A 16,718-nucleotide genomic window follows, 5' to 3' on the forward strand; every position below is an offset into this window, starting at 1 on the left:
ACACGCATGCAGAACTATAAGAAGATCCTGCTGGCCGCCGTCGCCACCCTGGCATTCGGCACCCAGGCAGTCGCCGCGGACAAACTGAAGATCGGCACCGAAGGCGCCTACCCGCCCTTCAACCTGATCGACGCCAGCGGCAAGGTCGGTGGCTTCGACGTGGAGATCGCCCAGGCCCTGTGCGCCAAGATGGGCGCCGAGTGCGAAGTGGTCACTTCCGACTGGGACGGCATCATCCCGGCCCTGAACGCCAAGAAGTTCGACTTCCTGGCCGCTTCCATGTCGATCACCGAGGAACGCCAGCAGGCCGTCGACTTCACCGAGCCCTACTACACCAACAAGCTGCAGTTCATCGCGCCGAAGACCGCCGACCTCAAGACCGACAAGGCCAGCCTGAAAGGCAAGGTGATCGGCGCCCAGCGCGCCACCATCGCCGGTACCTGGCTTGAGGACAACATGGCCGACACCGTCGAGATCAAGCTGTACGACACCCAGGAAAACGCCTACCTCGACCTGTCCTCGGGTCGCCTCGACGGCGTGCTGGCCGACAAGTTCGTCAACTGGGAATGGCTGAAGAGCGACGCCGGCAAGGACTTCGAGTTCAAGGGCGACCCGGTGTTCGACAACGACAAGATCGCCATCGCCGTGCGCAAGGGCGACCCGCTGCGCGAGAAGCTGAACACCGCGCTGAAGGCCATCGTCGAAGACGGCACCTACAAGCAGATCAACGACAAGTACTTCCCGTTCAGCATCTACTGATGCGTCCGACCGCCGCCGCCCAGCCGGGCGGCGGCCGTCCTCTGCAGTAGCCTCCCATGATCCTCGACCTGCACGGCTTCGGCCCCGCCCTCGTCGCCGGCACGCTGGTGACCATCCAGCTGGCCCTGTCCGCCCTGGCCCTCGGCCTGGTACTCGGACTGCTCGGCGCGCTGGCCAAGACTTCCCCGTACAAGCCCCTGCAATGGCTTGGCGGCAGCTACTCGACCATCGTCCGGGGCATCCCCGAACTGCTCTGGGTGCTGCTCATCTACTTCGGCACAGTCCAGGGCCTGGCGGCCCTAGGCGAGTTCCTCGGCATCGGCAGCCTGGAGCTGAATCCGTTCGCCGCCGGCACCATCGCCCTCGGCCTGTGCTTCGGCGCCTACGCCACCGAGGTGTTCCGCGGCGCCATCCTGGCGATTCCCAAGGGTCACCGCGAGGCCGGCCAGGCCCTCGGCATGAGCAGGAGCCGCATCCTCTGGAAGCTGATCCTGCCGCAGATGTGGCGCATCGCCCTGCCCGGCCTAGGCAACCTGTTCATGATCCTGATGAAGGACACCGCCCTGGTCTCGGTCATCGGCCTGGAAGAAATCATGCGTCGCTCGCAGATCGCCGTGACCGCCAGCAAGGAGCCCTTCACCTTCTATATGGTCGCCGCCTTCATCTACCTAGGCCTGACCATCATCGCCATGATCGGCATGCACTTCCTCGAGAAGCGCGCCAGCCGCGGCTTCGTTCGGAGCGCCTGATGAACTGGGACGTGATCTACAAGTACCTGCCCAAGCTGCTCGAGGGCGCCTGGCTGACCGTGGAACTGGTCGCCATCGCCGTCGTGGCCGGCCTGATCCTCGCCCTGCCCATGGGCATTGCCCGGGCCTCGCGCCACTGGTACGTGCGCGCCCTGCCCTACGGCTACATCTTCTTCTTCCGCGGTACACCGCTGCTGGTGCAGCTGTTCCTGGTCTACTACGGCCTGGCCCAGTTCGACGCGGTGCGCAAGGGGCCGCTCTGGCCATACCTGCGTGACCCGTACTGGTGCACCATCATCACCATGACCCTGCACACCGCCGCCTATATCGCCGAGATCCTGCGCGGCGCCATCCAGGCCGTACCGCCCGGCGAGATCGAGGCGGCCCGCGCGCTGGGCATGTCCCGCGCCCAGGCGATGATCTACATCATCCTGCCGCGCGCCGCGCGCATCGGCCTGCCGGCCTACAGCAACGAAGTCATCCTGATGCTCAAGGCCAGCGCCCTGGCCAGCACCGTGACCCTGCTGGAACTGACCGGCATGTCGCGGACCATCATCGCCCGCACCTACCTGCCGGTGGAGATCTTCTTCGCCGCCGGTATCTTCTACCTGGTCATCGCCTACGTGATGGTGCGCGCCTTCAAGCTGCTGGAGCGCAAGCTGCGCGTCGACGCCTGCCAGGGCCGCTGACTCATCGTCATCCCTCTCCCGCCGCGCGAGAGGGATAGAATGCGCGGCATCGCCCTCACTTCACCGCTCGCATGATCCTCACCGGCCCCGCCCTGCGCGAACGCTTCCAGGCCCTGGACGACTTCCTCGTCGCCCACCAGGCGCTGTGGCGACCGAAGCCCTTCACCTGCCTCGCCCTGCCCTGGGAAGCCGAGCATCCCGCGCTGGCCGCCTGGTTGCGCGAACGCAGCCTGGAACAGGCCGAGACCGAACACAATCACCTGGAGCGCCTGCCGGCCCCCGCTCCTTTCCCCGAACTGGCACGGCAGGCCTCCGCGCTCTCGGCACTGGGGGAATTGCCGGAGTGCCGGCTGGGTTCGCTGCCCGAGCGCCTCGGCGTCGACGTGCCAGGACGCAAATGGCAGCAGATAGTCGCCTTCGCCGGGCGCCTGCAGTTCCAACGGGTACCGACGCACTGGCTGGACTGGTGCTCCGGCAAGGGGCACCTCGGTCGCCTGCTGGCCCAAGGAGGGCAGCGCCTCACCTGCCTGGAACACGACGAGCGCCTGGTAGCTGCCGGCCGGCACCTCAGCGATCGCCTGCACATGGATGTCCAGCACCTGCTGCAGGACGTCCTGGCGGATGACGCGCAAACGCACCTTTCCGCCGAACACAGCCCGGTGGCCCTGCACGCCTGTGGCGACCTGCACGTGCGTCTGCTGCAACTGGCCAGCGCCTCGGGCTGCCCCCAGCTCGCCGTGGCGCCCTGCTGCTACAACCGTATCGCCAGCACATACTATCTGCCGCTGTCGGCTCCCGCGCGGCAGTCCACCCTGCAACTGTCGAAGGACGACCTGGGCCTGCCCCTGGCCGAAACCGTCACGGCCGGCCAGCGCCAGCGCCGTCAGCGCGACCAATCCATGGCACGCCGCCTGGCCTTCGACCTGCTGCAACGCGAACAGCGCGGGACGGACGAATACCTGCCGACACCGTCGCTGCCGGTCAGTTGGCTGGACAAGAACTTCGCCCAGTACTGTCGCGACCTGGCCGAGCTCAAGGATGTGGCGCTGAATCGCGACATCGATTGGGTTTCCCTGGAAGCAGCGGGCTGGCCGCGCCTGGCCCAGGTACGCAACCTGGAACTGGTACGCAGCCTCTTCCGTCGCCCGATGGAACTGTGGCTACTGCTGGACCGCGCGCTCTTTCTCGAAGAACGCGGCTATCAGGTACGCCTGGGCACCTTCTGCGAGCACCAACTGACGCCACGCAACCTGCTGCTGCTCGCCGAGCGAGGCTAACAGTCCATCCACAGAAGCTGTGGATAAGTCTGTGAGCACTTTCTGAAGAAACAGCTGTGAAGCCCGGCCGCCCTGGACGACAGATCAATTGGCCGCTTCTTGAGCAACGCCATAAATACAAATAAAAACAGCCACTTATAGAAAAACAGGACAAGCCGCACAGAATGCGTGCAGCGCGCCCTAACCCCGGCTTCTTTTTGTGCATAAACATAGATCGGCTGATGCCGCAACCAGAGAAACCAAGGGGCAAAAGCCCGGTGAGGATGGTCGTGAAGGGCCACCTGCCGATCCTTAAGAAGATTCAGCTTCGACTCGGTTTACAGGATCAAGGCAATGGCTATAATGGCAGCCCTTTCGCCGGTATAGCTCAGCTGGTAGAGCAACTGACTTGTAATCAGTAGGTCCCGGGTTCGACTCCTGGTGCCGGCACCATTTGAGGTTCCACTGAAGTCCACCAACATCGCTGGAACCCTTGAAAACCCGCCCTCTGGCGGGTTTTTTCGTTTTGGCGTTCCGTCGGAATCTGCTGGCAGCTAACACTAATAAGGATACGGTTAAGGGTACATGTCGATTCGATAAAGGTTTATACCCTTATGGCTCGCACGACTGCTCCACTGACTGACACTGCCTGCCGCATGGCAAAACCCACTGACCGCGCCTACAAGCTTTTCGATGGCGAGGGTCTCTACCTTCTGGTGCAACCCAACGGCCGAGAAGGCTGGCGTTTCAGGTACGTGAAGCCTGACGGCCGGGAAGGACTTACCTCGCTCGGTAACTACCCCGTCATCGGGCTGGCTGATGCACGAGCAAAGCGCCTGGAACTCAAGCAGATGGTGTCGACCCAGTGGAGAACAAGCAGCAGGCCAAAGCCATAGCTGTCATCCTAGGCAGAACATTTGAAAGCGTCGCGCTCGACTGGCACAGGATGATGTCGGCCAAGTGGGCACCAGGCTATGCCAAGACGGTGCTGAGCCGCCTAAAGACTCACGTCTTCCCAATTCTGGGTGCACGAGCCATCGTCGATCTGGATACCTATGATCTGATGCAGCCGCTGGAAGCCATCAAAAAGCGCGGCACTATCGACGTTGCTTTAAGAGTACAAAACTACCTGCAGAGCATCATTCGCGAAGCAAAACGGCTCAACCCCACAGGCTGCAGGGGCCTTGATCCCTAATAACACTCAACATTCTTGGCGGGATGACGTGGGGAAAATTTCAAAGCTTGGCTTCGAGAGGCGCTGGATCATGGCATTGGTAGGCAGGCGGGATGGGCGGAATTTTGGCTATGGCCGGCAATTGAGTTATGCCGGGCCGCAGGCGTTGCAGGACATGTTTGGCGGCGGGCATTACGGCACGGTGAAGGCACACGCTGATCGGTGGCAGGCCTTCGTACGCTGGTGCCGGTCGGACGATGGGCCGGGGTTTAATGATGCACGGCAGATCAACCGACAGACCTTGCTGGATTACGCCGGATATCTGCGCCAGCAAGTTGAACAAGGCGAACTCGCCATCGCCACCACGCAAAACCGATTGTCCAGTGTGAACCGAACCATGGCGGCGCTTCGCGGTGATCCGCATGTGAAAGTGCCGAGTCCAAGCAAGACGTTGGAAATGCGCGCGCCGGCATTCGTCGCTCAGTGCCGCAAGGCCAAAACCGCGAACAGGTTAAGCGGATAGTCGACGCACTCTGCGAGCAGCAGATGCCACGTGCCGCTGCCATCGTTCAATTAGCACGGGCCACTGGCATGCGTTTGCGTGAGGCCATCCTGGCTGACCTGCCACGGCTATGCCGGGGGGCCAAAAACCTCGGCAAGATCAACATTCAGGAGGGCACCAAAGGCGGCCGTGCCGGCGCATCAGCGCCGCGCTGGATTTCAGTGGATCAGCACGTTAGCGATGCGCTTGGATTTGCGAAGCGGATTTCGCCTGCGGGCAGCCGAAACCTGATTGCGACTGACGAAAGCTATATAGGCGTGCTGCAACAAGTGGTACGCCCAGCACGGGATGTCCTGCACACACATGACCTCAAAGGCTTTCATGAACTGCGAGCGGCTTACGCATGTGAGCGCTATGAGCAGATCACCCAGCACCGAGCGCCTATCAATGACGGTCGCTGCTACGAGATAGATAGCTGCCTTGATCGTGATGCCCGGGCACAAATCAGCTATGAGCTGGGGCACGGCCGAATCGATGTGGTCTCTGCCTATATAGGTGGCAGACATGCGTAAGCCCTTCGATATGGAACTGTTCCTAGTCGGCGTGCTGACCGGCTCGTACGCGCCCCGGCAACGCCACTTGCGTCAGGCGAAAATCATCCAAGCTGAAATCGCGGCACGCTGGCAGCGAGAAACCCCGTGGGCTTGGCAGAGAAAGCATCTGGCTTGGTTTCTCGAACACCGGCTTAGCCAACGGAGTGAGGCGACGCGGTATTACTACTTACTGACGGTTCGGCTGCTTGCTCAACGTCTGCAAACGTCGTGGGTTTTCAATCTCTGAGTGGGTCCTGACCCTGACTGTCGCCACCGGCAGAAATCGGCCAGGAGCAGTCTGTCCGACCCATAGATGCCGGTGGCGACAGGTAGAAATCGGCTGATTCTATTAAAATCGGCCTTGGGTACCCATACTTATCTTGACGCGTTTTTGATCAGCATTTTTAATGAATCAAACAGCAGATGCTGTACTCGACAATTTTGCGGAAGGGTCAGTTGTGATTTGTAACTCCCGATACGAGCGCTCAATGTAATCAGCATATTATGAGCTTCTATACCTTTATATAGAGTGGCGCGTTTTTTATCGACTTTATTAAGAAAGGCTTTTAGCCCTACGGGGTATAGATCAGGTCGGGGAATTACGAACCAATTGATTATCGACCATGCTGCATCAGAAGCATTTACAAAAATCTCATCTGCGTAATCTCTATGAAGTGTAGATAAAATATCCGTTAGGCCCACTAGGTATGAAAGTGCAGTGTGAATATCTAGCTGAGAAGCATCCGTGTCGTCGGAGATCGAGAAAAGTACGAGAGCAGCACTTTCTACGGTGTTTCGTGCTTCAAGTTCACATAGCGACCACTCATAATAGAAGCCACGCTCAGGGAGGGCTCCGTCGTAATTTCTAAACAGAACCAGAGCATCATCCGGGCTGTTTTCTTTTCGATAGAAACTAGCAAGCTTTGTCAGTAGCTTGTAGTTGCTGGTATCCGTCTCTAACAAGGCCCTTGACAGCGAGGTGGCTACAGTATTTTTACCGTTTTCGAAAAACGTGTCGGCCATTTTGAAACGCCAAAACTCTAAATTTTCTACACGTTCGGTCTTGGACTTTTCCTCTGCCGCGAGCGCCAAGTCGATAAATAACGAAGCCGTATCCACTTCAAATTTTTCTTCTAAAACCTCAATAATCGCTTCAGCAATATATTTGTGCCTAGTATAGATTGTCGTCGCGGTTCCTGTCGCGGCTGCTTCTTGCCCGAGCTTATTGATCACAACGTTTTTCAGCTTAGATATAGTCATCCCCATTGCTGCTGCCAAAACATCGTAGGTGAGCTTCTCAAAGCCTTCAGCATGCATTGCGGCAATATAAGCCAAGGCGTCTCTGAGCGTTTTCCCCAAGCTCACTTCTGCTTCTTCTAGCCTTGAAAGCATTTCTCCAGCATGGTCAAGTAATTTTCCATTATGTCGGCTTAGCAATAGGGCACCGAAAAATGCTCCCGATTTGCTCCTAGACTCCTGTTTTGCAAAGAATCGCAGCTTTTCAACTCGGCTCGTAGTATCTAGATTAGCCAAACCACCTTCGCCTAGACCGCGGTCACCAAATGCCTCCCAAGCATGAATTATCTTTTCAGCATCGGTCTTGTTTAGATCCTTGAGTACGATTTCTTTGTAGGTGCAGGAGAAATTCCAAGGAATAGTATCGGCACCATTTGAGCGCCAGTCCGAGTCCCTGCAAGCTAGTAAAAAGTCGATTCGTCCCGTATATCCAGAAAGTCCGGCTTCAGCAAAACCTTGGATATGTTTCGCAACTTGGTCAGCTTCGTCGACTACGATAAGCCAATTGTTATGTGTGCTCAGTACAGGTAGAAGGTTTTCCACATCAAATGGGCGTAGGTTATTTTTCCTGTGCAAGATTCGCTTGGATGGTTCTTGTTGCAATACCTCGTAGCTGGCTTGAAGTAGTGCCGTAGTTTTCCCTTCACAGCCTGCCGCTAGCAATGTACAAACGCAAGGTAGGCCAGACCCTTTAGCTACTAGTTTGTTGTAAGTACTTACGATCTCGCCAACGATCTCCCTTCTGGGGATAGATGTTGACAATGAAACTTCCCAAGTTGGACTTGCACCATCAAAGAAGTAAATGGCTAGCTCTTCAGGAATAGGCTTAATGTATCCCTGTAGAACCTCAAATCTTGCAATTTCCCAGCCTCCCGGGGGCGTAATTCTTTTTGGGGCTTGTGCATCGACGGGAGCAAATGGCTGTGGGAGATGAAAATGCCATTCATCGTGGATTCTATGCTCCTCTGGAAACCCATTCGAATTGAGCTTCCAAATCTGCTCATCGAAATTCCATGTAAATGGAATTAGTGCAAGTGACTTTTTGACTAGATTTGCGCGCCCCCACAGGATACTATTTTTCCATTGACTAGCTTCGCCAGCTTGGAATGAAGCTCCAGCTTGGATTGTCATGAAAGCTGAGCCATTCGCATACTCAGGTTTCCCCCAAACTTTATGCATATGCCCGTACAAATAAATAACATTGTATCTTGCAAATAATGTTCTTATCGGCTCCGCATGAGAAGGAGAGTACCAGTCTAAAGGGTGGTGCCCTAACACGAACGTGAGATCACAATCGGCGCCTTGTTCCAAAGCGTCTCTAATAATTGGCACACCAGGGGTTAACATTCCTTTATCGTTGTTGTCCCGGCAAAGCCATGAGGTATTTATTCCGAGTATGCCGACTTTCTTTTCGCCAAAATTTAACTCTCTGCGGTAAACTCCTTCTTTGCCCTCGAATGCTGATAACTCGCTAGCAAACGGAGATGTAATAAATCCTTTAAGTCGTTCGACAAGGTCTGCGCGATCTTTTAGCGACTCTGCTGTAGGTTCGAAATTACCGCTATCTAGTGATAGGTGCTCGTTGCGACCAAAATTCCGCTGTACTTCTCGCTGAACGTCGTGATTGCCTGGAACCAAGAATATGTTATCAATGAAATCGTCACCAAAATGCGCCAGGAGTGGGAAAATGACGTGATCATTGAAGAGCGCGTATTCACTCGACTGACCTGAGTTGGCAATGTCTCCAGTGATAAATACAAGGTCGGGGCCTCCTTCCTTTGTGCTCCGAGCGATGACATGCTCAATGAGTTTCCGAGCCACCAGCGGCTGTTGGTAAGTGCTGTACGGCTTTTTGCCAAAGTGAAAATCTGACAAGTGAAGCCATTTTAATTCGCTCACGCACATCTCCTTTGCGTAGCATCTATTTAAAAAATACTTATATTTAATCCAAAGCAAAACTAAGTTTCCACTCTAGCTTTCCCGTGAAATCCCAGTTAATTCTCACACTGAGCTGGCAAGTTTTGGGGAGATTTAGCTTGAATGCCTGCTAGGAGACGAACTCCTAAGATACGTCTGTGAGCGGTACTATCGGACTTGGCAAGAGCAGCGAATTTCTGTGCTTCAAGCAGAGCAAGTTTATTTGAAATAAAGTTATCCAAGGCAATCATGCACTGATAACCATTGCAGAACGTGAAAGCTTTTCCCCACCCCAGAATGATTTTGTCTAAACGGTAGAGGGAGGATGAGTATGAGTACTTTCCGTCCCCGTCTTGATACTGTGCGTTATAGCGAAGAGCGTATGAGGCTGCGACGAACTCAGCGTCCAGTTTTGCCCTGAATCGTCTGCGCGTCGCTTCGCTAGGTTGAAACAGACCAGGGGAGACATTGCATCCCAAGAAATCGAACCCAACTTCTGTGGCCCCACGGGAGGCCTTTGCTTTGTTTGTCCGTGGGTCGTATGCCTCCAACCCGATCTTACCCAGCTCCTTCAGCGATCTGTTGAATGCTTTCTCTACATCACTAAGGCTTGCCCCAAGGAGCAGGAAGTCATCGATGTAGCGCAGGCATGTGATGCCGTTCGAGTTCATCGCTAAGTCGAACTCGGCCAGGTAGATATTGGCTATCAGAGGAGACAGTGGAGAGCCTTGGGCCACCCCCTCGATACCGATCGGAAAAATTTCGCCCAGCCCCTTCCGCCTGAGGTCGTCGATATTAGCCAAATCTGTTCTGATGGCTTCCTCAAAAAGCTTGAGGGTAGCCTCACAGTTCAGATGTGGTCGGAGTAGTTCTAGAACCCGGTCTTTGTTTATCCTCGTGAAGAAGGCGGGGATGTCCGACCGAATGTGGAATCGTGCCCCCATGCGCATTGCTTTCCGTGCATCAGCGATAGCCATGGCTACGCGTTTTTCGGGAATGCCGCCGTAGCTTGTGGGCGTGGCCAGAACCTGCCTAACGAAGCGGACACGACGCTGCAGCACGTCGAGCAAGGCGCGCTGGACGACACGGTTCGGTATGGGGGCCAATACTAAGGGCCGGGATTTCCCACCAGGCTTCTTCTGTGCGACGCCAGTTTGCTGGTGAAATATGAACAGCTGTTTCGATAGGGCGCGCTGAATTTCAATTAATGAGTCAGGGAGGCGGCTTTCGAATTCCTCAGCCTCCCGTCTGATTTCGTCGGAGGAAGAGAAGAAGGCGCTACTGCGAACCTTCCTCCAGGCGCCGTAGAGCGTTCGTTGACTGTAAATGTCCTTATATAACCTACTCACAAACAATCCTTGTGTTGTTGGGCATCACCAGTTCGCTCTCACCCAACTGCTACAGGGACTCACTACCTACGGGAGACCCAGATACCAGAACGGCTATCTTGGTCGCGACCCGAACAGCGCCCTCCGAAGAGAGATCGCTGCCGTCTGGCAAACTGGGTTCACCGCCGCGTGGCGGATCGATCAGCAAGCAAACGAAGCACCGCCACAATAGCCCGCCGCGCAGGTTCCGAGCAATAAGAACCCTGTAGGATCCAATTGAGATCGAAATCTATGCTTCATCAGGGGCTACTCCTAGCCGGGTGCTGTCATTGCCGCCAGACAGCAGCCGGCCATGACAGCAGTCACTCAGGTCGGGACAGAGCAGCTTTGACCCAATGCGAAAAGGGAGCAAATTTATTTTCCTGGCTCACCGTCGGTTTTTGGCTGCAGTTTCCATTGGTTCAGCCATCACTGCCCAGACGAGGTAGACCAGAGTTGTACTATTGAATATCGGCTCGATGCTGAGCTCGCAAAGAGCCACCATCGGCTCCTGTCGTTCGTCAGCTGAAATACAACTCAAGTTACATTTTAGGGAACAATCCAAATACGGTTAGAAATAGCTGAAAATCAGATGTGCTAACCGTATTCGATCAGTGCCGGGATAAAGGATATTCAAAGGGATAAGTCGATTCAGAAATCCAAATAAAATACATAAAAATCATATACATAAAAATTCGTTCGACTCTTGGTGCCGCACCATTCAAATCAAAGGCCTGCAGCGATGCAGGCCTTTGTTTTTTCTGCTGCACCAATTCGACGTACAGCCAGCCCAGCCGAGCGAGTCAATGGCTCGCTTGAGCTAAGACCTCTGCCGAACCCGCCGCTGCAGCACCCAGGTTTCACCCGATGTCAGGGCACAGTCCATGTGCCACGATTTGGAGGTATGTTGGGATGCAGCCGCGCTCCTATTGGGTAACAATCGCAAGCCCGAAAACTCTAGGAAGGAGTCCCTCATGGCTGTCGCCCGCGAACTGACCAGTTACGTGCTGCGCTGGAGCGTTGCGCTCGCTGCAGCGCTTTCGTCCCATGGCGCCATGGCGAACGAGGAAGTTCTTCGGCTCCTCCAGAGAGAGGTCGCCGTCAAGACGACCTTGCTTGCGGCGGCAGAGAAGGAATGCACAGCACGCGAGCAGGCCGCACTGCCAGCCAATCTGACTACCGAAAACCTGCAGGCTCTTGGATTGCCACGCCACGATCTGGGGTTGGCCGTGGGCTATCTGGTGCAGCGCAATCAGTACGCCTGCTCGCGCGCGGCTCTGGACGACTTGTTGCACGCGGCTCTGTCACTGGAGCGGACACAGAAGGCGCTTGGCCAGGCGCCAAGCCAGATCAGCAGCAACCTGGTGGACGCGGTCTTTCCCGGGCCTGGCTACTACGAGATGGCCGTGGTGTTCGACAAGCTGCCGGAAGACGCTCGTATCGCCTTGGAGAATCTGATCGGACCTGAGCCCCTGGATATGCAAGCCGTCATGAAGCGGCTTCCGCCAAGCTGATAGCGCAATGCAGTACGTTCAGAAACCTGGGATTTCCCCGGGTTTCTGCATTTCTAGCCTGCCGCTGGAGGTCTACCAGCGGGTACGCAGGGTCACGCCCAGGCTGCGGGGGTCGCCGGTCAGCACGCCGTAGTCGCCCGCGCCGAGCTGGGCGTAGACGGCGGTGATGTAGTCCTCGTCGAACAGGTTGCGCGCCCACAGCTCGGCCTCCCAGCGCCGGTCGGCGCGGCGCAGGCCCAGGCGCAGGTTGGTCAGCGCGTAGGACGGCTGGTAGCTGCCCTCGCCGCCTTCGAGGGTGCCGTAGTAGCCGCTGCGAAAGCTGTAGTCGAGCGCGCCGAACAGCTCCAGGCCCTGTTCCAGCGGGTGCCGGTAGTCGACACCGGCGGTGGCGCTCCACTCCGGCGCGTTGAACAGCCGTTCGCCCTTCAGGTCGCACGACCACTGGGCGACGGACGGGGAGCAGGGCGCGTTGGGGAAATCGCGGTAGCGCGCGTCGCTCCAGGCCACGCCCAGCCGCAGGTCGACGCGCTCGCTGGCGCGCAGCAGGCCGTCGAGTTCGATACCCCGCAGACGGACCTTACCGACGTTGATCAGGTTGTCGCGGATCGGCGGCGCGTACTCGTTGGCCGGCGCCCGATTGGTCAGCGCCTGGTAGTCGTCGACATCAGCCTGGTACAGGGCCAGGTCCAGCATGGCCCGATCGTTCCAGAAGCTGCTCTTGAGCCCGACCTCGACCGAGGTGACGCGCTCCGCGTCGAAGGTCGGCTGGACGTTGGGGCCGATCACTTCGAGGTTGATGCCGCCGGCCTTGTAGCCCCGGGACCAGCTGGCATAGCCCAGCAGGTCGTCGGCGAAGCGGTAGCTGGCCGCGAGCTGGCCAGACAGGTTGCTCTCCTCGATCGCGTCCCGCCGGTAGTACGCGCCGCCCAGGGTGGTGTCGCGCAGCAGCGGTCCGGCGATCTGCGACACCGGGTCAGGCCCCAGCGGCGCCAGCCCGGACACCTGGCGCGACAGCCAGCCCTGTTTGCGCTCGCGGGTGTAGCGCAGACCCGGTGTGATGTCGAGGCGGTCGGTGGCGTGCCAGGTGACCTGGCCGAACACCGCGCGGCTGTCCGTCCGCTGCTCGCCGTCGAAGGTCTGCCGGGCACCGTCCAGCAGCGAGGGCGGGATCATCCCGGGGGTGACGCCGAGCATGGCCAGCTCCGGCCGGTCACCGAGGAAGAACGCCGCCGCGTCGTCGCCGAAGCGCACGCCCAGCTCGCGGTCCAGGCTCTGGCGCAGGTAGTACAGCCCGGCGACATAGTCGAAGTGCTCGTTGGGCGAGTCGGCCAGGCGCAGCTCCTGGCTGAACTGATGGTGGTCGAGCCGCACCGCGACGTTCTGGGCGATGGACAGCGCCGTGCCGTCGCCGTCCTGGTCGGCGTCGTACGCCCAGTCGCGGTAGCCGGTGATGCTTGTCAGCGTGGCGCCGTTGGCCAGCTGGCCCTCGAGTTCGAGGGTGAGGCCGGTCTGCAGGGTCTTGATGGTGTTCGGCTCGTCCTGCTGCACCCGCCGCGCATAGGGGGCGATGGGCAGCTGGCGGTAGCCGAGGAAGGCCGCGCGCTTGACCGTGGCCTGGCTGTAGTTGCTGGCCATGAACACGTTGGTGTGCTCGTCCTGCCAGCCGTACTCGCCGATCAGGCGCGCACTGAAGCTGTCGCTCGGCGTCCACAGCAGCTGCCCGCGCAGGCCCTGGCGGTTCTGGTCGCGCAGCTCGCTGCCGTCGTAGACGTTGTCGATCAGCCCATCGCGCTCGACATCGTAGCCGGTCAGGCGCCCGGCCAGCACGCCATCGACCAGCGCGCCCGACACCGTGCCGCGGTACTGGCGCAGGCCATGCTCGCCGAACGACACCTCGGCACTGCCCTCCGGCTCGAAGGTCGGCGCCCGGCTGCTGATGTTGATCGCCCCCGCCGAAGTGTTCTTGCCGTACAGGGTGCCCTGCGGCCCGCGCAGTACCTCGACGCGCTGGAGGTCGACCAGATCGTACAGCGACATGCCCTGGCGCCCCAGGTAGACCCCGTCGAGGAACACGCCGACGCTGCCGTCGATACCGTCGTTGAACGAGCTGGAGCCGAGCCCGCGGATGCCGTAGCTGGTGTAGCGCGCGTTGGGCGCCGACACCAGCAGGCTGGGGGCGCGCTGCTGCATGTCCTCGGTCCGGTAGATGCCTGCGTCGTTCAGCTGCTCGCCGTCGAGCACGGTCAGGGCGATGGGCACCTGCTGGGCGCTCTCCTCGCGGTGGCGCGCGCTCACCTTCACCTCGTCGAGCACCAGGGCCGGTGCGGCTTCGGCGGCGGACAGGCCTTGCGTACCGCCCAGGCAGGACAGCAAAACGATGCCGACCGGATAACCATTGCGAACCATCCCTCTCCCCTTCATCCGCACACGATGAGCCTCCTACGAACCGGTATCCACGGCGGCGCGGGAGCCGGGCGCGACCCGCTCGATGGTCGCGAGCAGCGCGGCCGTGTCGGACGGCTTGAGCAGGACGGCATCGAACTGCAGGTCGGCCGGATAGCCCGCCGGCGGCAGCGGAGGGGCGGAAGAATAAAGCAGCACCGGCAGCGCCGGCCACCGCTCGCGCACCGTGGACAGCAGCGCCCAGCCATCCATGCCGGGCATCGCCTGGTCGCTGATCAGCAGGTCGCAAGGCTCGCGCCGCAGCGCGTCCAGAGCCTGCGGCGCGTCCGCCACCGCAGTGACGTCGAAGCCATAGCCGCCGAGCAGGTCGCTCAGCCATTCGCGGTTGTGCTCGACATCGTCCACCAGCAGCACGTGGCGGCCGGCGCCATCGACCCGCACGGTGTGGCTCTCCTCGAACGAGAAGTCCAGGTCCTCCTCCCGTGCCCGGGCGAACTCCACCTCGAAGCTGAAGCCGGTGCCGTGCGCCTGCGTCTCGTCCAGCATCAGCCTGCTGCCCATCTGCTGGAGCAGTTCGCTGACGGTGGACAGTCCCAGCCCGCTGCCGGACACGCGCCTGGCCCCGCGACCACGCCAGAACGGCTGCACCAGGTGCTTACGCTCTTCCGGGGGGATGCCGATGCCGGTGTCGCGCACCACGAAGCGCAGGCGGGCCGATCCGGCGTCGCAGGCCAGGCACTGCACCTCGAACAGCACCTGGCCGTCGCGGGTGAACTTGGCGGCGTTGGCCAGCAGGTTGATCAGTATCTGGCGCAGGCGGCGGAAGTCCGCCTGCACCAGCGTCGGCAGCCGCGAATCGAAGCGGGATTCGAAGGTGTTGTTCTGCTGCGCCGCAAGGAAGCCACCCTCGTCCTCGATCTCCTGCAGGAAGCCGTAGAGATAGCCGGGCGCCAGGACCACCTCGAGCTGGTGCAGCTCGCTGCGCGAGAACTCCAGCAGTTCGTCGATCAGCTCCAGCTGGCGGCGGGCGTTGCGCTCGATCCGGCGCGGATAGTCCTGGGGCAGGCCGGGGGGCAGCAGCCTCGCGTAGTTGACGATGCTGACCAGCGGCGAGCGCAGGTCATGGCTGATCCGCGCCATCAGCAGGCTGCGCGCCTGCAGCGACTCGCGCAGCTGGCGGGTGCGCATGGCCACCGTGCTTTCCAGGCGCTCGTGCTCGGCCTTCTGCTGGTTGTCCAGGTCGGCGAGGGCACGACTCTCCCGGGCCCGCACGCGCCCCACCTCCAGGGCCAGGGTACAGGCCAGCAGGAGCAATCCCGGCAGGGTGGAAGTCACGCTCAGTATGTCGGCGGTGGTCTGCCAGGGCACGCCCGCCACGGACAGCAGGCGTATCAGCCCCTGCAGCATGATCAGCCCGTAGACTAGGTACACCAGCCAGCTGTAAGCCACTTGCCGCCGCCAACCCATCAGCAACGTGGCGGTCAGCAGCAGATAGACGGCCTTGCGCGCCCAATCGAACAGGATGCGCCCCTCGATGTTGTCGACCAGCATCCAGGCGTGGCAGAGCAGCATCATGACGATGAACAGGTCGTAGGCCCTGCCCCACACAGGCGGCAGCTGGCGCACCTGGAACAGCACCCGGAAATAGACCAGCAGCAGGCAGTACTGGATCAGCCCCAGCGCCCACATCATCCACCACGACCATGGCAGCAGCGCGGGCAGATGCACCAGGTAGCCGTTGACCACGCTGACCAGCATCGCGTAGGTGACGAGCGTCAGGGCGTGGGCGACCAGCAGCCGTGATCGCAGGATCCAGCCGACGACGAAGCTGAAGGGCACCATCAGCAGGGTGATGCCCAGCGTCATGCCGTCCGCCATGGCGCTGTTCTGCCGGTGCTCGAGCAACCCCAGCTCCGACCAGAGCCGGGGTTCGATGATGACCACCGTGTTGCTGGCCACGCGGATCAGCAGGTTCAGCTCCCGGTCCGCCGACAGCGACAGCGGGAAGGCCGGCTGGCGGGCCTCGGCGGGCCACTGCTCCAGCGGGTGTTCGGCGCCGGCGCGCATCGTGTGCCACTGCTCGTCCTGGCGGACGAACACCTGGATATCCGACAGGCGGGGATCGCCTACCGTGAGCCAGCGCGGGCACCCGCCCGCGAAGTCACCCGGCAAGCGCAGGCGCAGCCAGAAGGCCGAGCGGCTGTAATGATGGGGCAGGAATTCCTGGGTGGCGGGAACGAAGGCGCTGTCGGGCAGCGCCAGCACCTGGTCGGCGGTCAGGGTGCCGCCCGGGTCCTCCAGTATCTGCGCCTGGCTGGACAGTTCGATCCGCTGCGCCGGGCACTCCGGTGATGCGCAGGCCACGCCGGCGAGCAGCATGCAGCCCACCAGCACCAGCCTCCGCCACCAACCTCTCACGGGAGGTGGCGCCCCCACGGCTCGCGGCCACACCTGCGGAGCGCCGGCGACGGGGAGCCGGCGAGCGGATGGCTGAAACCT

Annotated in this window: 10 protein-coding genes, 1 tRNA gene and 2 pseudogenes; 9 read left to right on the top strand and 4 right to left on the bottom strand. The window is 59.9% G+C overall.

Features of this window, described 5'->3' with window-relative positions; genetic code table 11:
* Positions 1 to 6: 6 nt before the first annotated feature.
* The 8 genes and pseudogenes from N7640_RS01835 (at position 7) to N7640_RS01870 (ending at position 5,969) form a co-directional block, all read left to right on the top strand.
* Entirely contained in the window at positions 7 to 759 is a 753-nt protein-coding gene (locus N7640_RS01835) for an ABC transporter substrate-binding protein (RefSeq protein WP_279901672.1), read from the top strand.
* A gap of 56 nt (positions 760 to 815) precedes the next feature.
* Positions 816 to 1,508: an ABC transporter permease gene (locus N7640_RS01840; protein WP_279901671.1), complete on the top strand. Its 693-nt coding sequence runs from the start codon at positions 816 to 818 to the stop codon at positions 1,506 to 1,508.
* Positions 1,508 to 2,197, top strand: a complete 690-nt coding sequence (locus N7640_RS01845) for an ABC transporter permease (RefSeq protein WP_279901670.1) — start codon at positions 1,508 to 1,510, stop codon at positions 2,195 to 2,197. The genes N7640_RS01840 and N7640_RS01845 overlap by 1 nt, the downstream gene beginning before the upstream one ends.
* A gap of 71 nt (positions 2,198 to 2,268) precedes the next feature.
* Entirely contained in the window at positions 2,269 to 3,474 is a 1,206-nt protein-coding gene (locus N7640_RS01850) for a methyltransferase (RefSeq protein WP_279901669.1), read from the top strand.
* 356 nt (positions 3,475 to 3,830) lie between these two features.
* Positions 3,831 to 3,906, top strand: a tRNA-Thr gene (locus N7640_RS01855).
* A gap of 161 nt (positions 3,907 to 4,067) precedes the next feature.
* Positions 4,068 to 4,615, top strand: a pseudogene (locus N7640_RS01860) (integrase arm-type DNA-binding domain-containing protein); the annotation flags it as partial.
* Between the two features lie 103 nt (positions 4,616 to 4,718).
* Positions 4,719 to 5,701, top strand: a pseudogene (locus N7640_RS01865) (integrase domain-containing protein).
* Positions 5,694 to 5,969 carry a hypothetical protein gene (locus tag N7640_RS01870; RefSeq protein ID WP_279901667.1) on the top strand — a complete coding sequence of 92 codons (276 nt, stop codon included), beginning with the start codon at positions 5,694 to 5,696 and terminating at the stop codon, positions 5,967 to 5,969. Before N7640_RS01865 ends, N7640_RS01870 begins: the two are co-directional and overlap by 8 nt.
* Before the next feature lie 128 nt (positions 5,970 to 6,097).
* Here N7640_RS01870 and N7640_RS01875 read toward each other — a convergent pair whose 3' ends face one another.
* Entirely contained in the window at positions 6,098 to 8,917 is a 2,820-nt protein-coding gene (locus N7640_RS01875; protein WP_279901666.1) for a metallophosphoesterase, read from the bottom strand.
* Between the two features lie 95 nt (positions 8,918 to 9,012).
* Positions 9,013 to 10,284, bottom strand: coding sequence for a reverse transcriptase domain-containing protein (locus tag N7640_RS01880; RefSeq protein WP_279901665.1), 1,272 nt, complete (start codon positions 10,282 to 10,284; stop codon positions 9,013 to 9,015).
* Positions 10,285 to 11,276: 992 nt separating this feature from the next.
* Here N7640_RS01880 and N7640_RS01885 point away from each other — a divergent pair.
* Entirely contained in the window at positions 11,277 to 11,816 is a 540-nt protein-coding gene (locus N7640_RS01885; RefSeq protein WP_279901664.1) for a hypothetical protein, read from the top strand.
* 72 nt (positions 11,817 to 11,888) lie between these two features.
* Here N7640_RS01885 and N7640_RS01890 read toward each other — a convergent pair whose 3' ends face one another.
* Positions 11,889 to 14,222 (bottom strand): TonB-dependent receptor, encoded by a 2,334-nt coding sequence (locus N7640_RS01890; RefSeq protein ID WP_279901663.1) that lies wholly within the window; start codon positions 14,220 to 14,222, stop codon positions 11,889 to 11,891.
* A 33-nt stretch (positions 14,223 to 14,255) separates the two neighbouring features.
* Entirely contained in the window at positions 14,256 to 16,598 is a 2,343-nt protein-coding gene (locus N7640_RS01895) for a 7TM-DISM domain-containing protein (protein WP_279901662.1), read from the bottom strand.
* Positions 16,599 to 16,718: the final 120 nt, after the last annotated feature.

Origin of the sequence: Pseudomonas sp. GD04015 (genome assembly GCF_029837675.1) — a bacterium.
Lineage (GTDB): Bacteria > Pseudomonadota > Gammaproteobacteria > Pseudomonadales > Pseudomonadaceae > Aquipseudomonas > Aquipseudomonas paralcaligenes.